This window comes from Burkholderia sp. AU31624, assembly GCF_020420065.1.
In the GTDB taxonomy this organism is placed as follows: Bacteria; Pseudomonadota; Gammaproteobacteria; order Burkholderiales; family Burkholderiaceae; genus Burkholderia.
Map to the genome: position 1 here is coordinate 13,489 of NZ_JAIZRT010000001.1, position 19,522 is coordinate 33,010.

The following is a 19,522-nucleotide window of genomic DNA, read 5'->3' on the forward strand; positions in this document are numbered from 1 at the left end:
CTGCCTCTTACTCGACGTTGTCCGACACATCCGTCATGCGGATCATGTGCGGCCTCACGCCGTCGTCGATGGCCACCGCCTCCTTCGGATGGATCAGCGCCTCGAGCCGCGCCTTCGTCGCGATGAATTCGGGCGTATTGACCTGCGCACCGTCGCGCGGCCTAGGCACGGGCACCTCGATCAGCTCCTGCACCGCCCCCGGGTTCGCCTTCAGCACGAGAATCCGGTCCGCCAGGAAGATCGCCTCGTCGAGGTCGTGCGTGATGAACAGGATCGTCACGTCGATGTTGCGCCAGATGTCGAGCAGGTGCGTCTGCATTCGCGCCCGCGTCTGCGCGTCGAGCGCGCCGAACGGCTCGTCCATCAGCAGGATGCGCGGACGGTTCGCGAGCGCGCGGGCAATCGCCACGCGCTGCTTCATCCCGCCCGACAACTGGTGCGGATAGACATCCGCGAAACGCGTCAGCCCGACCAGATCGAGCCACTGCAGCGCTTCGCGCTCGGCCTGGCCGCTGCTGCTGCCATTCATCCGGAGTCCGAACATCACGTTCTTCTTCACGGTGAGCCACGGAAACAGCGTATAGCCCTGGAACACCATCCCGCGATCGGCGCCCGGCCCCTGCACGGGCTTGCCGTCGAGCAGCACCTCGCCGCTCGTCTGCGCGTCGAGCCCGGCCAGGATGCGGATCAGCGTCGACTTGCCGCAGCCGGACGGGCCGATCACGCACACGAATTCGCGCCGGTAGGTACGGAAACTGATGTCGTCGAGTGCGGTGCACTCGCCCTGCGGTGTCGCGAAACGCTTGCCGACATGACGCACGTCGAGTATCACGTCGCGGGTTTTCAGGCGCGCGAAGCGCTCGCGCACCGCGTCGGACTGCATCAGGTAATCGGGAACGGCTTGCGGGTTCTGCATGATGGTCTCCGCGGAAATCGGTCGATGGGTGGGCGTCAACGGGCGTCACGCGTTCAGCGTGCGATCCCACGGAAACAGCCGGCGGCCGAGCAGGCCAAGCACGATGTCGGTGCCGAGGCCGATGATCCCGATCATCAGGATCGCCGCATATACGTTGTCGAAATGCTGGTAGCGCGCCTGCTGGCTGATGTACCAGGTGATGCCCGAGCTCGTACCGACGAGTTCGGCGACGATCAGGTAGGTCCAGGCCCAGCCGAGCAGGATGCGCTGGTCGCGATACAGGTCCGGCAGCACGCCCGGAATCACGACGTGCGTGAGCAGCTTCAGCTTCTTCGTGCCGAGTGTCATCGCGGCCTCGAACAGCCCGTATTCGAGCTTGCGCGTCGTGTTCGCGATGATCAGCACCTGCTGGAACAGCGTCCCGATCACGATGATCGCGACCTTCGGCGCATCGTAGATGCCGAGGATCGCGACCATCAGCGCGCCGAACGCCGGTGCGGGCAGGTAGCGGAAGAACTCCAGGAACGGCTCCTGCAGCCGCGCGAGCACGCTAAAGGTGCCGCAGACGATGCCGAGCGGCACGCCGATCGCGGATGAAATCACGAAGCCCCAGAAGATGATACGGATGCTGTGCCACAGGCTCTCGTGCAGCCAGACGCCGTCGCGGGATGCCGGCGGGGTCGTGAACGCCGTGTAGAACGCGCGCAGCACCTGGTGCGGCGCGGGCAGGTACGCCGGGTTCGCGCGCACGCCTTCGGGCACGGCCGCGTGGGTCGCTCGCGCATGGGCGAGTTCGTCGTCGAACACGTCGCGATCGATCTGCATGCCGGTCTGGAAGTAGTCGACGCTGCCCGGATTCGTGACGCGCATTTGCGGATGCCAGATGAACGGCACATAGCTGATCAGGCACCAGACGGCGAACGGCAGCAGGAAGGACGCCACGCCGAGCGTCCATTTTCCGCGGGTCGTCAGCTCGCGGCGCACGGCGAGCCATCCGGTCGTGTTGCGGGTCGTTGGCATGAAAATCTCCGTATCGTTTCAGATGCCGGTCGCGCGCATGCCGGGGCACCGCGCGACCGGGCGTTCATTGCAATGCGCCTGCGCCGGTCGCGGCGCTCGCGCGGTAGGCACGCCAGCCGCCGAAGTGCGTGATGTCCTGCGCGCCGGCCAGCGCCGCGCTTTCGCACAGGAAACCCTGCACCCGAGAGCCGTCCGCGAGCGTCAGCGTGCCGATGCCAAGCGGGCCGGCAATGCCGGCGACGAAGCTGCCGTAGGCGTCGACCGGCATCTCCCAGAGCTCGACCGCGATCGACGCGCCGCCGTCCGGCACACGCACGAGGCCCGGCTTGGCGACGCCGCCGGATGCCGCCGCGGACAGCGCGTAGAGACGATAGGCGGGCGCTGTCGTCGTCGCGGCGACGAAACGTCCGCCACGCTGGGTGAGCTGCCAGTTGAGCGGCTCACCGCTCAGATGCGCGCCGACGACAGCCACGCGCACGACGCCGGATGACGCGCCGGGCACCGATGCCGGCGTTGCGAACGCGTCGCCGGCGACGTCCGTCAGCAGGCCGCCACCCTCACCGCTGCCACGTTCCGCCGCGTCACCCCACGCCTGTGCAAGATCGAGCAGTTGCGCGTCGTCGTGCGCGCGCCCGACGAACGTGATGCCGAACGGCAGCCCGGCATGCGGCCCGGTTTCGCAAAGGCCGGCGGGCACCGCGATCGCCGCCAGGTCGAGCAGGTTGACGAAGTTCGTGTAATAACCAAAACGCGAATTGACGCCGATCGGGTCGGCTTCGAGTGCGTCGATGGTCGCTGTCGTCGCCGAAGTGGGCATGACGATCGCGTCCAGTCCGTCCCAGGCGCGACCGGCGTCGACGCGCAATGTCGCGAGCGTGTCGAACGCGGCGAACGCATCGGCCGCGCTGAAGCGCGCCGCGCCGCCGACGATTTCGCGGATCACCGGATGAAGCGCGTCCGGTTCCCGCGCGGCGAACGCACCGATCGCGGCGAGCCGTTCGGCGACCCACGGGCCTTCGTAAAGCAGCCGCGCGACAGCCAGGAACGCGCTGAAATCGATCTCGACGATCCGCGCCCCGGTCGCGCGCAGGCGCTCGAGCGCGGCACGCCACGCCGCGCCATACGATTCGTCGCCGAAGAATTGCAGCTGGTCGGCGCGCGGCGTGCCGAAGCGCAATTGCCCGAGCGGTCGCGCCGGTTGCGCGCGTAGCCCGTCCGCGCCCAGCAGTGGCTGCCATGCGCGTCCGTACGGATCGCCGTCGGTCACGCCGTGCGCGGCGGCGAACACCGTGCGCGCGTCGGCCGCCGACTGCGCGAACACCGACACGCAATCGAGCGACCGGCAGGCCGGCACGACGCCGAGCGTACTCAGCACGCCCTTGGTCGGCTTGAGCCCGACGAGCCCGTGGAACGCGGCCGGCACGCGCCCGGAGCCGGCCGTGTCGGTACCCAGCGAGAACGACGCGACGCCGAGCGCCACGGCCACCGCCGACCCGGAGCTCGAGCCGCCCGACGCATAGCGCGGATCGAGCGCATTGCGGCACGCGCCATGAGGCGAGCGCTGGCCCGACAATCCGGTCGCGAACTGGTCCAGGTTGGTCTTGCCGATCGGGATCGCGCCGGCCGCGATCAGCCGCTCGACGACGGGCGCGCTGCGCGCCGATGTGTACGCGTAGGCCGGGCAGGCTGCCGTCGTCGGGATGCCGGCGAGATCGATGTTGTCCTTGATCGCGAACGGCACGCCGTACAGCGGCAATGACGCGAGGTCGCGCCCGGCCAGCGCGTCGGCGTAAGCCGTCATCTCGGCATGCGTCAGCGGCCGGATCCACGCATGATGCGGATCGCCCGCGGCGAAATGCGCGGCGATCGCGTCGACGAGCGCGTGCGGCGTCAGGTCGCCCGCCGCATAGCGCGCACGCAGCGCGGCGATCGAGCGGACGCCGGGCAAAATCGAACGTTCCGTCGTGCTCACGCGACCTCCTCGGCGGCGCCCGCCTTCATCACCATCAGCCGCTGGCCGGCCACCACCGCCGCGCCCGGCGCGCAATCGATCGTCTCGATCGTGCCGTCTTCCGTTGCCGTCACCGCGACCTCCATCTTCATCGACTCGACGATCGCGACGACCTGCCCTTCGGTCACGCGTTCACCGGCTTCGACCAGCACCTTCCACACGCTGCCCGATACGTCCGCGGCAATCGCGCGCTGCGTGTCGGCGAGTGCGCCGGCTTCCCGCGCGGCATCCGCGTCACCCTGCGCCGCGTCGCCGACGTATTCGGCATGGCCGGCCACCCGCCACCGTTCGCGCTCCGCTTCGAACGCCGTTTGCTGCGCTGCCTTGAACGCGGCGATCGAATCGGCCTCATCGCGCAGGAAACGGTTGTATGCGCCGAGATCGAACACCGATTCCTCGATCTTCAGACCGGCGCGCCCCGCGACGAAATCCGCGCGCAGTTCCGCCAGCTCCGCCTCGCCGACTTCGTAGAAGCGGATCTCGTCGAAGAAGCGCAGCAGCCACGGCTTGCCGGCTTCGAACTCGCGGGTGGTGCGGTGGCGGTTCCACATCTGGACGGTGCGGCCGACGAACTGGTACCCGCCCGGCCCCTCCATCCCGTACACGCACAGGTACGCGCCGCCGATGCCGACCGCGTTCTCCGGCGTCCAGGTGCGCGCGGGGTTGTATTTCGTGGTGACGAGCCTGTGACGCGGATCGAGCGGCGTCGCGACCGGCGCACCGAGGTACACGTCGCCAAGGCCCATCACGAGATAACGCGCGTCGAACACGATGCGCTTCACGTCGTCGATGCCGGCCAGGCCGTTGATCCGCCGGATGAACTCGATATTGCTCGGGCACCACGGCGCATCGGGCCGTACCGACTGCATGTAGCGCTCGATCGCGACCCGCGTCGACGGGTCGTCCCACGACAGCGGCAGATGCACGATGCGGTTCGGCACGCTCATGTCGGCGACTTCCGGCAGTTCGCGCTCGGCCGCCTGCAGATGCGCGAGCAGCGCGTCGAGCGGCAAGGTCCGCGTGTCGAACTGCACCTGCAGCGAACGGATGCCCGGCGTCAGGTCGAGCATGCCGGGCAGCCGGTGCGCGTCGAGCCAGCACATCAGCGCATGCACGCGAAAACGCAGGTTCAGGTCGAGCACGAGCGGCCCGTATTCCACCAGCACGTTGCGGTCGCCCGAGCGCCGGTAGACGACGCCGAGGCCGCCGCCGGCCGACGGGTCGCGATGCAGCACGCAGTCGTCCGGCGTGCCGGTGGATGCCGGACGCGCAACCGCCATGTCGGCGGAGCGCTTGGTCGACACTCGGGCGCGCACGAACTGCACGGTATCGCCCGGCCGCAGTTGCCCGAGCTTCCACAACTCGTCATGCACGACCGTCACCGGACACACGAAGCCGCCGAGGCTCGGGCCGTCCGGGCCCAGGATCACCGGCATGTCGCCGGTGAAATCGACCGCGCCGATCGCGTACGCGTTGTCGTGGATGTTCGACGGATGCAGGCCGGCCTCGCCGCCGTCCGCGCGTGCCCACTGCGGCTTCGGGCCGATCAGCCGGATGCCGGTGCGGCTCGAGTTGTAGTGAACCGTCCACTGCGTGCCGTACAGCATCGCGATGTCGTCCGGCGTGAAGAAATCCGGCGCACCGTGCGGACCGTCGAGCACGCCGAGCGTCCACGCGTGCGTCAGCGCGGGGATGTCCGCCGCGGCCAGCGTGGCGCCCGCGTCGCCGCGCCCGGCTGCCGCATCCAGATGCAGCACGTCGCCCTTGCGCAGCGCACGCCCCGCATGGCCGCCGAACTGGCCGAGCGTGAAAGTCGCCTTGCTGCCGAGATAGTCGGGCACCTGCAGCCCGTCTTTCACGGCCAGGCATGCGCGCACGCCGGCGCCCGTCACGCCGCCCAGCTTCAGCACCGCGCCGGGCCGCGCACGCAGCACCTGCCAGAACGGAGCGGGCTCGCCATCGAGCGATGCCGCGAGCGGCGCACCGCCGAGCACGAAGAGCGTCTCGGCGTTGAAGCGCAGCGTCGCGCCGACCATCGTGAATTCCAGCCCCGCCGCGTCGAGCGCGTTGTCGAGCAACGCGTTCGCGAGCGCGAACGCGCGATCGTCCATCGGCCCGGACGGCGGCACGCCGACGTTCCAGTAGCCGACACGCCCGGGCGCCTGCTGCACGGTGGTCTGCACGCCGCCGTCGAGCACGTCGATCGTGTGCGGCGCGAACGCGAAGCGCGACAGGAAGGCGGTCGTCGACGCGCCGCGCGCGAAGGTATCCGAACCGGCAATCGCGCGCAGATAGTCGAGGTTGGTTTCGATGCCGTACAGTTCCGTGCGCGCCAGTGCGCGCTGCAGCGCGGCCAGCGCGTCGCGGCGCGTCTCGCCATGCACGATCAGCTTCGCGAGCAGCGGATCGTAATACGCGCTGATCTCGGTGCCCGCCTCGATCCAGCCGTCGACGCGCACGTCGTCCGGAAACGCGACGTGCGTCAGCAGCCCCGCGCTCGGCAGGAACTGCTTGTGCGGATCCTCCGCATAGAGCCGCACCTGGATGCTCGCGCCGCGCGGTGCAACGGCGAGCGTGTCGAGCGGCGGCAGGTCGCCCTCCGCCTGCAGGATCATCCATTCCACGAGATCGATGCCCGTCACTGCCTCGGTCACGCAATGCTCGACCTGCAGCCGCGTGTTCACCTCGAGGAAATAGAACTGGCGCGCAGTCGCGTCGAACACGAATTCGACCGTGCCGGCCGACGCATAGCCGACCGCACGGGCCAGCCGCACCGCGCTCGCGTGCAACGCGGCGCGCTCTTCAGCGGTCAGGCCCGGTGCAGGCGTTTCCTCGATCACTTTCTGGTTGCGGCGCTGCACCGAGCAATCGCGCTCGCCGAGCGCGATCGCATCGCCACGGCCGTCGCCGAAGATCTGCACTTCGATGTGCCGCGCGTGCTCGACGAATTTCTCGAGATACACGCCCGCATGCGCGAAGTTCGCGGCGCCGAGCCGCACGACGGAATCGAACGCCGCTTCGAGCTGCGCGGCGTCGCGGCACAGGGACATGCCGATCCCGCCGCCGCCCGCGGTGCTTTTCAGCATCACCGGATAGCCGATCGCATCCGCTGCCGCGAGCGCCGTCCGCGCATCGTCGAGCAGGCCCGTGCCCGGCAGCAGCGCGACGCCCTGTGCGGCGGCGAGTTCGCGCGCGGTGTGCTTGAGCCCGAACGCGCGCATCTGGTCGCCGCGCGGCCCGATGAAGCGCAGGCCCGCGGCTTCGCATGCGTCGGCGAAACCGGCGTGCTCGGACAGGAAGCCGTAGCCGGGATGCACGGCTTGCGCGCCCGTCTCGCGCGCGGCGGCGAGAATCGCCGCGACGTTCAGGTAGCTGTCCGCCGCAGGCGCGGGGCCGACCCGCACGGCTTCGTCGGCGAGCGCCACATGGCGCGCATCACGGTCGGCGTCGGAGTAGATCGCGACCGACGCGATTCCGAGCCGCTTCAGCGTACGGATCACGCGGCACGCGATTTCGCCGCGGTTCGCGACGAGGATTTTCTTGAATCTCATGTTGCCTCCCGCCGGGCCGCCCCAAGGTAGGCAACCGCCCCCTTGGGGGGCAGCGAACGATAGTGAGCGTGGGGGTCGTTCATTCCGCCTCCCGCCGGGCCGCCCCAAGGGGCGTAGCGGGGAATTCGCGGAGCATCGCTCCGCGCCCGCGCAGCCGGCCGGCTTTGCAAAGCCGGCCGTGGACGGCAACCGCCCCCTTGGGGGGCAGCGAACGATAGTGAGCGTGGGGGTCGTTCATTTCGCCTCCCAGATCGTGAGGCGCACCGGCGTCGGGTTGTACCCGTTGCACGGATTGTTGAGCTGCGGGCAGTTCGAGATCAGCACCGTGACGTCCATCTCCGCGCGCATCTCGACGTACTTGCCCGGTGCGGAAATGCCGTCCTCGAAGGTCAGCCCGCCGAGCGGCGTGACGGGCACGTTCATGAAGAAGTTGACGTTGCCGACCAGGTCGCGCTTGGTGAGCCGCGCGCCCGCGCCGCACGTGCAGTGCGTGATCGCGTTGAGGAAGCTGTCGCGGCAGTTGTGCATGTGCCGCTTGTCGAGCGCATAGCGCACGGTGTTGCTCTCGGCCGCGCACGCGCCGCCGAGCGTGTCGTGACGGCCGCAGGTATCGGCGACGATCGTCACCATCGGGTTGCCCCGGCTCGACAGCAGCACGCTGCCCGCGCTCAGGTACAGGTTACGCTGGGCGCGGATGGTGTCCTGCGCGCTGTAGCGCTCCTCGGGGTCGTCGGACCGGTAGAACAGCGTGTCGACGGCCTGGTTGCCTTCCAGGTCGAGGATGCGGAAGACCTGCCCGCGCTTCAGGTCGCGCAGCCACGGTTCGCCCGCGTTCAATGTGGTGTCGTGAATGGCATCGCGCGGGTCGAGACGGCTTTCGATGATCGGCATGGCTCGGCGCTCCTTACGCAAACAGGCGATCGGTGTTGGCGAAGCCGCGCACGTTCTCGGCGCACGCGCGGCGGCACGGGTCGTCCTCCGGCGCGGCACCGTCCGCCGGATACGCGCGGTACGCGATCAGCTTCACCACCTTCGGCGCGTAGTCCGGGTGCGGGTCGAGCGGATGCGGCGCGGTCGAGAACGCGGCCAGCGTGTTCATCTCGAAGCGCAGGTCGAGCATGCTGCCGGCCGGCGAATGTCCGGCGACGAAATCGAGCGCGCCGTCGTCACGCGTGTCGAGCTTGCTGAAGAAATTGACGTTCGCGACGAGGTCGCGCGCCGACAGCCCGTATTTCGCGAGTTCGAGCACGAGGCTGTCCCGGCCGTTGCGGATCATCGCGTTGCGATCGGCCTGGTACGACGTCGTGCCGTACTTGTGCGCGAACAGCCGCGCATCGCCGACGCCGCCGAGCGGGTCGTGCCAGCCGAGCGTGTCGGCCGTGATCGACGCGATCACGCGCCCCATGTCGGTGTACAGCGCATGGCCGCGGGTGAGATGCGCGGTGTGCTGCGCCTTCAGCGTGTCGGCCATGTTGTAGCGTTCGAGCGGATCTTCCTGGCGATGAAACACGGCGGAAAGATTCGCACCGCCGTCGACATCGACGACACGCAGCGCGAGACCGCGGCGCAGGATGCCGGACCAGTGGGTTCCGGCGGGAATGAGCGTTTCCCACACGACGTGTGGCGGCGGGGCAAGGACGGCTTGGGGGCGCGGCGACATGGCGGCTCCGTGGTCGGTTGGACAAAAGGCGTGAGAGGGCGACCGAACGACATCGCGACCTCCCGGGCTTTTATCCCTCCGTGGAGCCTCGCCGTTTCCTCGAAACGAGGAGAAGACAAGACCGGATTGCTCTCGGACCAGCCATCGCGCGGCGCGAACGCCGCACGACCGGAACCCTAGCGATCCTGAAGATGATGCAAATTGCTTCGCACCTCTCGGGCACTGACTAAGCGAGTTGCGTGCCAGCGTGTGAGGAATCGCCGCGCCATGCGGCTTTCCGGCATGCGCGCGCTGACGGATACCGCACCGGATGCGGATGGCCGCCCTCGCGGCGGGCGTGCCGCGCACCATGCGAACGCGCGCCCGCACCGGCGCAGTGCGCGCCGCGCCCGCCTGCACGACGCGACCGGCGATGGCATGGGCATTGCTCGATGCATGCACCTTCACTCGATCCACGACACCTCATGAACAAGCTCGACCTGCTCCGGCGCGCGCTGAGCGCGCTCTTCTCCGCCCGCTTCATCGAACTGCAGCGCAGGTCGCACCGCCCCTGAGCCGCCCCGCCGCGTGCCGTTGGCACGCTTCTCGCTCGGCATGACGCCGAGAGGTGCGGCGGCGTCGCATCTTAGGGGTGCTAGGGTTCCGGTTCATCGAACGTCTGGTCCGAGAGCAGCCCGGCGCGGGTACGTCCGATCGCGAGACCGGACGCGCACGCGCTACACGGCGGGACAAAAGCCCGGGAGATTGGCGATGGCAACGGCCGTCGCGCCTCTCCGTGGCCGCTTCATTCGTTCCGCCTCCGCAGGAACCGGCCACGCGGCCGGACCGCGCACGAGCACGGTCCGTATCGATCCCGATCCCGGTCTCCTGGAGAAAACGATGACCCGCCCCGCCCTGGCGCTCCGCCGCCTGCTGTCCCGCCGTTCCGTCCGTCACGCATTGGGGGCCGCCGCCGCGGCCGCCACGCTCCTCATGACGCCCGCCGCGCACGCGGCAGCGCCGCTCAAGATCGGCTACAGCGACTGGCCCGGCTGGGTCGCGTTCCAGGTCGCACTCGACAAGGGGTGGTTCAAGGAAGCCGGCGTCGACGTCGATTTCGAATGGTTCGATTACTCGGCATCGCTCGACGCGTTTTCGGCAGGCAAGCTCGACGCGGTCGCAGCGACGAACGGCGACGCGCTCGTGACGGGCTCGGCCGGCGCGAAGAACGTGATGATCCTGCTCACCGACTATTCCGCCGGCAACGACATGATCGTCGCCAAGCCGCCGCTGCGCAGCGTCGAGGCGCTGAAGGGCAAGAAGGTCGGCGTCGAACTCGGCCTCGTCGATCACCTGCTGCTCGAAACCGCGCTGCAGAAGCACGGGCTGAAGGACGGCGACGTGACGCTCGTGAACGCGAAAACCAACGAACTGCCGCAGGTGCTCGGCTCGTCGACGGACATCGCCGCGGTGGCCGCCTGGCAGCCGAACGCGGGCGAGGCGTTGAAGCGCGCGCCGGGCGCACGTGCGATCTTCACGTCGGCGGATGCGCCCGGGCTGATCTACGACGCCATTACCGTCGCGCCGGCCAGCCTCGCCGCGCGCCGCGCCGACTGGGCCAAGGTGATCAAGGTCTGGTACCGCTGCGTCGCCTACATCAACGATCCGAAGACGCAGAGCGACGCGGTCCGGATCATGTCCGCCCGCGTCGGGCTTGCGCCGGAGCAATACCTCCCGCTGCTGAAGGGCACGCACCTGCTCGACGAAGGCGCCGCGAAGCGCGCGTTCCGCAAGGGCGACGGGCTCGATTCGATCTACGGCTCGACGCGCAACGCGAATGCGTTCAACGTACGCAACGGCGTATACAAGCAGTCGCAGGACATCGACGCGTATATCGATCCGCGCCTCGTGATGCCGCATTGACGGGCGCGGGGCCGGGCTTCGGGCGCCGGCCCCTCGCGCTCACTCCCGCCAAACCCGGCCGCGTCGATGCGCGGCCGCGGCCGCGGCCGCCGCCTGACCCTCTCCCCGCCCCCGCTTCGCCGCGATTCCACGCGATTTTGCAGAGGACCTTTCCTGTGCAACGCCTTAATCGAGCGCCGCACGATCTCCAATAATGGCCGCTCGATCCGCCGGCCACCGGGCCGGAAAAACGATAAAAACTCCTATGCATTCCTACAAGATGAACCAGCACGCCAGCACTCGACTCGCGGGGACCGCCATTGCCGCCTGCCTGACCGCCCTCGCGTCGGGCGGGGTATACGCACAGAGCAGCGTGACGCTGTACGGCCTGATCGACACGTCGATCACCTACGCGACCAACCAGCGCACGCACGGCGCCGGCTCGCCGGGCAGCGGCACCGTCGCGATGACGAGCGGCGCACTGAACGCGTCGCGCTGGGGGCTGCGCGGCCGTGAGGATCTGGGCGGCGGGACGGCCGCGGTCTTCACGCTCGAGAACGGCTTTTCGGGCACCACCGGCGCGCTGTCGCAGAAAGGCGTCGACCTGTTCGGCCGCCAGGCATGGATCGGCCTGAGCTCGAAGACGGCCGGCACGCTCACGTTCGGCCGCCAGTACGACCTGATCCTCGATTTCGTGACGCCGCTCGGCGCGTCCGGCCCCGGCTGGGGCGGCAACCTCGCGGTGCATCCGTACGACAACGACGATTCGAACCGCAACCTTCGCATCAACCATGCCGTGAAGTACACGAGCCCGACGTACCGCGGGCTGACGTTCGGCGCGATGTTCGGGTTCTCGAACACGGCCGGCCAGTTCTCCAACAACGCGGCGTGGAGCACGGGGGTGTCGTATGCGAACGGGCCGCTGAAGCTCGGCGCCGGCTACCTGAAGATCAGCCGCGACCGCAATGCGCCGAACCCGAACGGCGCGCTCAGCACGGTCGACGGCTCGGCGACGATCACCGGCGGCAACCAGCAGATCTGGGCCGCGGCCGGCCGCTACGCATTCGGGCCGCATTCGGTCGGCGCCGCGTGGTCGCACTCGACCACCGACGGCGTGACCGGCGTGCTCCAGGGCGGCGGCATCGCGCCGCTGAAGGGTGAATCGCTGGTGTTCGACAACTTCTCGATCGACGGGCGCTACGTCGTCACGCGGGCGTTGAGCCTCTCGGCCACCTACACGTACACGATGGGCCGCTTCGACACGCGCACCGGCCAGACGCGCCCGAAATGGAATCAGGTCGTGGCGCAAGCCGACTATGCGCTGTCGAAGCGCACCGATGCGTATCTCGAAGGCGTCTACCAGAGCGTGAGCGGCGGCAACGGCAATCCCGCATTCAACGCAACCGTCTGGACGCTGACGCCGTCGGCGAACAGCAACCAGGTCGTCGTCGCCCTGGGGCTGCGGCACAAGTTCTGACGACGCAAGACGGAGCGACGCGGCGCAACGCTGCTGCGCCGACGGACGTATCAGGCAAGCGCTCCAGCACCACCCGATCGTCATGCTCCGAACCGGAATGGCCGCGCCCGTGCGCGGCCTTTTCGCTGCGGCATCGCCCATCACAACGGCAAAAATGCGGCCGGGACTGTCGCATCGGCGCAAAAAAATGCGGAGAAACTGGTCACGCTGTGACATTTTTCCTAATCTGTTTGCAGCGACGCCGAGATTTGGCGTTCCGGTCGCGACACTCTTTCATATGGCGCACCACCGGCTTACGAACGCGCTTCACGCCGTGCGTGCCGGACCTTTCGCGCCATGCCGGCCGGATACGGGCGTGCCCGTCGCACGCCCTACGCGTTCAACGCAGTCAACCGCTGGAGACGAACGATGAGCAAAACGAATCGATTTGCAGTCCTGGCAACCTTCGTGCTGCTGGCCGGTTGCCACAATGCGGCGAAGACGCCCGAGAATGCCGGCACGGAGCCAACACCCTCGAGCGAAGCCGTCGCAACGGTGACGGCCGACGATCTCGACAATCCGAACAGCCCGCTCGCGAAACGCAGCATCTACTTCGATTTCGACCAGTACTCCGTCAAGCCCGAATACCAGTCGCTGCTGCAGGCGCATGCCGACTACCTGCGTAGCCATCCGGCGCGGCACGTGCTGATCCAGGGCAACACCGACGAACGCGGCACGTCCGAATACAACCTCGCGCTCGGCCAACGCCGCTCGCAGGCCGTGATGAGCGGGCTCGAAACGCTCGGCGTGCCGGCCACGCAACTCGAGGCGGTCAGCCTCGGCAAGGAAAAGCCGGTTGCGCTCGGCCACGACGAGGATGCGTGGGCGCAGAATCGCCGCGCCGATCTCGTCTATCGTTGATCACAGGCCGCCGCGACGGCGGCGGCTTCTGCTTAAGGAACGGCATGCCAGCCCACGGGCCGCAGAAGCGGCCGCGCGGTGCCGCCCGCTGCATGCTCGCGAGCAACGACACAGCGCCCGCTGACGCACGGCGTCGCATTCAACGCCGGCGTGCGAGCCGCCGATGCAGCCAGTACGACAGCGCGGCCGACGTCACGATCGCATCGAGCGTGGCGATCGCGTTGATGTCACCGACCTTGTCGGATTTCAGCAGGTAGGCCACGAGTTCGACGAAGCCGATCATCGCGCCTGCCCCGACGATCATCCCCAGCAGCACGAACCAGCGCCGCCGGATTCGCGTGCCGATTGCACCCATGATGCCGCCCGCCACGGCCGCGGGCACGAAATAGCCGAACAGGAACGACGCGAAGAAGATCAGCGGCACCATGCCGGCGCTGACTTTCAGTACCTCCCACGACGGACCGTCGATCAACGACCACGCGATCAGCATCACGGCCGGCCAGACGAGCGATGCGACCAGCGGGGCGCCGATAGCAAACGACACGCAGCCGAGCACGACGGAATGGGACGGACGCGACGGCGGACGTTCTACGGTAGCACTCATGTTTTTGTAGTCGGAACCGGAATGGCGGCTGCCAGAGTGTACCAAGGCGGCAAGATGCATCCGGTCTGCCCCTTCGCGTTCAACGATCCACAAAATGCATGGAATAACCCGCCCGCCCGAAACGTTTCATGTTCCGTCAGCACGCAGACGCGCGGTTCACGCGAACCGGCCTTTCCAGCGTCCCGCGCGCGGCAAGGAGGCGGACATGAAATCGGCAAGGTGGGCCGCGGCGCTGATCGCCGCGTTGGTGCTCGTGCTGTCGGCGGGATGTATGTCGTCGGGTAGCGGCCCTGCGCAGGGACCGGGCATGAGCCGGTATGGCGGTGGCGGCTCGGGAGGCAGCGGTAGCGGTGGCGGAGGTGGCAGCGGCTACTGAAGAACCGCCGAAAAAAAATCGAACGACGCGTCGCGCGCGAGCACCGGAAAACCGGCTGACTCGCGCGCGACGCGCCGCCCTGCGGCACGACTTAACGCATGGCCTTCACGTCGGCCGGCGTGACGCTCGCGGGCTGGCCGCCCCACGTCGCACGCAGGTAGTTCGCGAGCTGCGCGAGTTCGTCGTCGCTCAGCGTGTGCGCGAAACCGGGCATCGGCTGCAGGTTCTCGAACCCGGCAAACTTCTGCTCGCCGATGCCGTCCAGCATCGCGACCAGCAGGTTGCGCGGGTCGCCCTGGCGCACCGTCGAATTGCCGTTCATCGGCACCGCCACGTGCGGCTTGCCTTCACCGTTGAAGCCGTGACAGCCCGCGCACACCGCGAGATACACCGAGCGGCCTGCCGCGAGCTGCGCGGCGTCGACCGACACCGGCTTCACCGGTTGCGGCGGGGGCGGCGTATCGCCCAGCAGGTACACGGACAGCGCGCGCAGGTCGTCCTTCGTCATGGTCTGCGTGCTCAGGTGCACGACCGGGTACATTTCGCCAAATGCCGAGCCTTGCGGCGCGATGCCGACGCCGAAGAACGTCTGCAGGTCGGCGCCCGTCCAGCCGCGCGCGGCGAGGCCCGCCGGCGTGATGTCGGGCGCGGCCACGCGGCCGAGCGCGGCGCCGGCGAACGGCTTCGCGCTGTCGAGCTGGCCCGTGAACGCGCGCGGCGTATGGCATTCCGCGCAATGGCCGAGCGCACCCGCCAGATAGCGGCCGCGCTGCCAGTCGGCGGACTGGCCGGTCGACGCATCGGGCAGGCTGTCCTTCAGGAACACCATGTCCCAGAAGACCATCCCGAAACGCAGGTTGTACGGGAACTTCAGCGCGTGCGCGCGGTTTTCCAGTGCGACCGGCTTGACGGTCTTCAGGTACGCGTACATCGCGTCGGAATCGGCGCGCGTGAGCTGACGGTACGACGTGTACGGCATCGACGGATACAGGCGCTTGCCCGGCGCCTTGCCGTCATGCAGCGCGGCGTAGAAATCGTCCGCGCTCCAGCTGCCGATCCCGTGATCCTTGTCGGGCGTGATGTTCGAACCGTAGAACGTGCCGAACGGCGATTCGAGCGGCGCGCCGCCGGCGAACGGCGCGCCGTCCTTCGCGGTGTGGCATGCCGCGCAGTCGGCGGCCTTGACGAGGTAGCGGCCGCGCGCGATCGGGTCGGCACCCGGTGCGCCGGAAGCCGCGTTCGAGGCCGGCGCGTCATGGCCGCCGCAGGCGGCGAGCAGCAGCGCGCAGGCGGCCGCGAGCGCGGGCAAGCCCGCAACCCGCGCGACACGATGAGCGAATGTGCGTTTCATGCGGCGTCCTTCACGAGTCCCGGCGTCGTCAGCACCACGTCCTTGACGGCTTCGTAGTAGCGGACATAGCCCGTGCAGCGGCAGAGGTGCGCATCGAGCGCCTCGGTGATCGTGCGCTCGACGTCGGCCTTCGCGACCGGCTCGCGCTTCAGGCGTTCGATCAGCACGGTCGCCGCGTTGACGAAGCCCGGCGTGCAGTAGCCGCACTGGAAGCTGAAATGCTCGAGGAACTTCTGCTGGATCGGCGACAGCTCGACCACTTCGCCCGCTTCGTTGCGCTTCGCGTGGCCTTCGATCGTGCGGATCGCGCGGCCGTGGAAGAAGTGCGCACCGGTGATGCAGGTGCGCATTTCCTCGCTCGTGCCGTCCGGCTTGTCGACGATCACGACGCACGCGTGGCAGATGCCCTGCCCGCAGCCGAGCCGCGAACCGGTGAGGCCCGCGTATTCGTGCAGGAACTCGATCATCATCAGCCCTTCCGGCACCTGCATCGGGCCGACGGACTTGCCGTTGATATTGATCGACAGCGGTTTCGACTGGAACCGGACGAGCGGACGCTCGACGGCAGCCGGGGCCGAAGCCGGCACGGCCGGAGCCGGAGCCGATGCCGGTGCGGCCGAAGCCGCGCTGGGCGCGGAAGCGCCGGTCGCAGCGGCGCTGGCGCTCGCGGCGGAAGCCGCGGTTTGGGCGGTCGTCATGCGAGCACCTCCTGAATCTTTTGCGGGGTCACCGGCAGGTCGGTGAAACGATGGCCGATCGCGTGCGCGATGCCGTTCACGATCGCGCCGACGACGGGAATCATCACCACTTCGGCAACGCCCTTCGGCGGATCGGTCTCGGACAGCGGCGGCAGCACGTCGCCCGTCTGCGTCCAGACGGCGACGTCGGACGCGCGCGGCAGCTGGTAACGGTTGAAGTTCCACGTGCCGTTGCCGGGGCCGTCTTCATAGAGCGGCAGGTATTCGTGCAGCGCGTGGCCGATCCCCATCGCGAGCCCCCCCTGCAACTGCCCCGACACGAGCTGCGGCGAAATCTGGTTGCCGCATTCCATGATCGAGTGATGCGTGAGCAGCTCGACCTTGCCGGTCGCTTCGTGCACGGCCAGCTCGACCAGCGTGCCGACTGCCGTGTAGTACGTGACGGCCGCGTTGTTGCGGCTCGTCGGCGGGATGAACACGCGCTTGCGGTCGAGCACGCGGTAGCCGTTCGCGGTCGGCGCCAGCGTGCTGCGCATCGTGGTCGCGCCGGCCGGTGCGGCGGTGCCGGGCACCGGGCCGTTGTCGCCCGTCTTCGGCGCGCCGACACGCAGCGACAGCCCGTCAATCGGCAGACGCTCGACCGTGCCGCCCACTTCGAACTCGGCGTCGGTCCACTGCCAGCGGTTGAACACGTGCACGACGGCGCCGGTCGGCAGGCCGAGCGCATGGGCCTGCTTCGCGAGCTGCTCGAACGACAGCGGCTCGAGGCCGTCGGCGGTCAGCTTGCCGTCGACCCAGCGCGCGTCCTCGATGCGGATCGTGTACGGCGCGGCCTGGCCGCCGCCGAGGCCGCGCGTCCAGATCGACATCGCCGCCGGCCACAGGCCGTAGCGGAACACCGCGCGCGCGGCTTCGCGCGTGCTGTGCGTGAAGTAGTACGCGGAGTTCGTCGCGCTCGACGGCGACGCATAGCTCGGCGACCAGCGCGGATTCGCGCTCAGGCGATCCTGGTCGGCCTGCGACATGAGGTACGGATCGCCGCTGGTCTCGACCGGCAGGTCCGGCCATTCGGTCACAGCCACGCGCACGTCCGTGGCCGGACGGCCCAGCCATTTCGCGACCGCGACGGCCTGCGACGTCGACATCCCGGTGCCGATCTCGGCCGCCGTGTGCTGCAGCGACACCTTGCCGTTCTCGTCGAATTCGACCTTCGCGAACGACGCTTCCGCGCCCGTGCCGAAATCCTTCTGCACGCACGCGAAGCCGACGCCGTAGCGCTTGCCCGGATGCGCAGCCTCGTATTCGGCCTTGCGCGCGGCGCGGCGCGTCCACAGCGGATGCTGCCTCGAGCGCTCGAGCACCTCGTCCACGCGCAGCGCGCCGGCGGGAATCGCCCCCTGCGTGTTCTTCATCCCGGAGCGCAGCGCGTTGCGCAGGCGGAAATCGATCGGGTCGATGTTCAGCTGCGCGGCGATCTCGTCGACCGCCATCTCGGTCGCCGCCATGCTTTGCAGCGTGCCATAGCCACGTGCGGAGCCGGCATCGATCGCGCGCGACGCGATCGCGACCGCGGCCAGGTCGCTCTTCGGGAAGTAATAGATCGATTGCGCGGCCGTCGCCCCCACCATCGCCACCGACGGCGAGAAGTTCGAGCGCCCGCCGCCGTTCGCCTCGAAGTCGCCCTTGAACGACTGCAGCAGGCCCGTGTTGCGATCCACCGCGATCCGGTAATGCATCTTGAACGCGTGACGCTTCAGCGACGTCTGGAACTGCTCGTAGCGGTCGTTCGCGAAACGCACCGGGCGGCCGTCCGCATACAACGCGCAGACGAGACCGTAGAACGGGACGTTGAAGTGATCCTTGGAACCGTAGCCGACCGTGTAGCACGGATGCACGAACAGCTTCTTCACCGGGAAGCGGCACTTCGCGACCATCGCGGCCGCGTTCTCCGCCACTTCGAGCGGCGACTGGGTCGGCACGACGAGGTGCAGCGACTGCGTCGCGGCGTCGTACCAGCAGTTCGCGTTGTCCGGTTCGAGCGCGGCCGTATCGACCGACTGCGTGTTGTACTCGCGATCGAACACGAGCCAGTCGGCCGACGGATGGTCGAGCTCGCTGGCGATCTGCCCGGCGAGGAACATGCCCTGCTCGTCGAGCTTGCCGTGCTCCTTGCCGTCCGGCCACACCGGCAGGTGCTTGCGCATCATGCTCGGGAAGATCGGCGCGTCCTTCAGGCTCGAATAGACGTCGTCGTCGTAGGCCGTCTTGCCGCCCACGCGCACGTAGCGGAAGGTGCCCCACGGATCGCGCTCGAGCGGGCCGGTGACCGCGCCGTAGCGGATCACGTCGTCGCGGAACTTGAGCGCGTTCTTCGCGAAGCGGAAGCGCGCGAAGTCGTGGTAGATGAGGATCGCGACCGCATGGCCGAGATACGCGGGCGTCTTGCCGGCCGGCAGCAGCATGTCGTCGCCGTAGAACGTCGGGAACGCGACGCCGTCGCGCACGAGATCGTCGGCCGTGACCACGCGGTCCGGCTTCAGGTCGTCGCCGAGCAGCGACAGGTCGAAGCCTTCGTAGGTGCGGTCGGCCTGCGTGACGCGCAGGATCAGCGCATGCGACTGCTGCTGCGGCCAGTGCGGCATGTCGGCGGCGCGCACGTCACGGGCGAACACTTTCGAGCCGGTGACCTTCGCGATGCCGTCGATGCGGAATTGGGGGATGCCGGTGACGCTATCCCATTTGACGGGGGTGAGGAGTTTTTCTTCGAAGAGCGCCGCGAATGCGCGGCTGCCCAGGGGCGCGACATACACCGCGACACCCGCCAGCACGCTGGCTTTCAGAAAACCCCGCCGTGACAGGCCGTGGTTTTTCATTTGGGGGGGAACCTCCTGATGCGGCTCGGACGGCGATCGGGTGTCGCGACGTTCGGAGCGGCGCGCATTCTGGCATTGTTTTAGATATATCGCCTATAGTATTTCTCGCATGAAATACTTATTGAATTTCTTATAACGGTATTCAGCCGGGCTGCGACAGCCGGTCGCGGGTAGCAATTCGACCGCATCGCGTGCCCGGTTACG

14 protein-coding genes and 2 riboswitches are annotated in these 19,522 nt (G+C 68.4%); of the genes, 4 read left to right on the top strand and 10 right to left on the bottom strand.

Annotated elements, in window-relative coordinates:
- Positions 1 to 7: 7 nt before the first annotated feature.
- From LGM89_RS00070 to LGM89_RS00095, 6 genes are all read right to left on the bottom strand, one after another.
- A complete protein-coding gene (locus tag LGM89_RS00070; RefSeq protein WP_089496918.1) occupies positions 8 to 916 on the bottom strand; it encodes an ABC transporter ATP-binding protein in 909 nt (302 codons plus the stop codon).
- A 45-nt stretch (positions 917 to 961) separates the two neighbouring features.
- Entirely contained in the window at positions 962 to 1,936 is a 975-nt protein-coding gene (locus tag LGM89_RS00075) for an ABC transporter permease (protein WP_226271892.1), read from the bottom strand.
- Between the two features lie 64 nt (positions 1,937 to 2,000).
- The gene (gene atzF / locus LGM89_RS00080) at positions 2,001 to 3,908 is read right to left on the bottom strand and encodes an allophanate hydrolase (protein ID WP_226271893.1); all 1,908 of its coding nucleotides are present in this window, start codon (positions 3,906 to 3,908) and stop codon (positions 2,001 to 2,003) included.
- Positions 3,905 to 7,498: an urea carboxylase gene (gene uca / locus LGM89_RS00085; protein WP_226271894.1), complete on the bottom strand. Its 3,594-nt coding sequence runs from the start codon at positions 7,496 to 7,498 to the stop codon at positions 3,905 to 3,907. Before uca ends, atzF begins: the two co-directional genes overlap by 4 nt.
- Positions 7,499 to 7,732: 234 nt before the next feature.
- On the bottom strand, positions 7,733 to 8,389 hold the full coding sequence (locus tag LGM89_RS00090) for an urea amidolyase associated protein UAAP2 (protein ID WP_226203188.1): 657 nt from the start codon (positions 8,387 to 8,389) through the stop codon (positions 7,733 to 7,735).
- A 13-nt stretch (positions 8,390 to 8,402) separates the two neighbouring features.
- Positions 8,403 to 9,158, bottom strand: coding sequence for an urea amidolyase associated protein UAAP1 (locus LGM89_RS00095; protein WP_226271895.1), 756 nt, complete (start codon positions 9,156 to 9,158; stop codon positions 8,403 to 8,405).
- A gap of 57 nt (positions 9,159 to 9,215) precedes the next feature.
- Positions 9,216 to 9,349: riboswitch (guanidine-I (ykkC/yxkD leader) on the bottom strand.
- A gap of 76 nt (positions 9,350 to 9,425) precedes the next feature.
- On the opposite strand from LGM89_RS00095, the gene LGM89_RS00100 reads away from it, so the two are divergent.
- The 4 genes from LGM89_RS00100 to pal all read left to right on the top strand — a co-directional run bounded on the left by LGM89_RS00100 (position 9,426) and on the right by pal (position 13,416).
- The gene (locus LGM89_RS00100) at positions 9,426 to 9,626 is read left to right on the top strand and encodes a hypothetical protein (RefSeq protein ID WP_226271896.1); all 201 of its coding nucleotides are present in this window, start codon (positions 9,426 to 9,428) and stop codon (positions 9,624 to 9,626) included.
- A gap of 155 nt (positions 9,627 to 9,781) precedes the next feature.
- Positions 9,782 to 9,903, top strand: a riboswitch (guanidine-I (ykkC/yxkD leader).
- Positions 9,904 to 10,037: 134 nt separating this feature from the next.
- Positions 10,038 to 11,060, top strand: a complete 1,023-nt coding sequence (locus LGM89_RS00105; protein WP_089496912.1) for an ABC transporter substrate-binding protein — start codon at positions 10,038 to 10,040, stop codon at positions 11,058 to 11,060.
- Positions 11,061 to 11,304: 244 nt separating this feature from the next.
- The gene (locus LGM89_RS00110; RefSeq protein WP_226271897.1) at positions 11,305 to 12,516 is read left to right on the top strand and encodes a porin; all 1,212 of its coding nucleotides are present in this window, start codon (positions 11,305 to 11,307) and stop codon (positions 12,514 to 12,516) included.
- 408 nt (positions 12,517 to 12,924) lie between these two features.
- Positions 12,925 to 13,416 carry a peptidoglycan-associated lipoprotein Pal gene (pal, locus tag LGM89_RS00115; RefSeq protein ID WP_089496910.1) on the top strand — a complete coding sequence of 164 codons (492 nt, stop codon included), beginning with the start codon at positions 12,925 to 12,927 and terminating at the stop codon, positions 13,414 to 13,416.
- Positions 13,417 to 13,555: 139 nt separating this feature from the next.
- Here the strand turns inward: pal and LGM89_RS00120 are convergent, their stop codons facing one another.
- The 4 genes from LGM89_RS00120 to LGM89_RS00135 all read right to left on the bottom strand — a co-directional run bounded on the left by LGM89_RS00120 (position 13,556) and on the right by LGM89_RS00135 (position 19,318).
- A complete protein-coding gene (locus tag LGM89_RS00120) occupies positions 13,556 to 14,020 on the bottom strand; it encodes a hypothetical protein (protein WP_226271898.1) in 465 nt (154 codons plus the stop codon).
- Between the two features lie 467 nt (positions 14,021 to 14,487).
- Positions 14,488 to 15,747, bottom strand: a complete 1,260-nt coding sequence (locus LGM89_RS00125) for a cytochrome c (RefSeq protein WP_226271899.1) — start codon at positions 15,745 to 15,747, stop codon at positions 14,488 to 14,490.
- Positions 15,744 to 16,445, bottom strand: coding sequence for a (2Fe-2S)-binding protein (locus LGM89_RS00130; RefSeq protein ID WP_226271900.1), 702 nt, complete (start codon positions 16,443 to 16,445; stop codon positions 15,744 to 15,746). Before LGM89_RS00130 ends, LGM89_RS00125 begins: the two co-directional genes overlap by 4 nt.
- Complete coding sequence (locus tag LGM89_RS00135) at positions 16,442 to 19,318, bottom strand: xanthine dehydrogenase family protein molybdopterin-binding subunit (RefSeq protein WP_226271901.1); 2,877 nt, start codon at positions 19,316 to 19,318, stop codon at positions 16,442 to 16,444. Before LGM89_RS00135 ends, LGM89_RS00130 begins: the two co-directional genes overlap by 4 nt.
- Positions 19,319 to 19,522 lie beyond the last annotated feature (204 nt).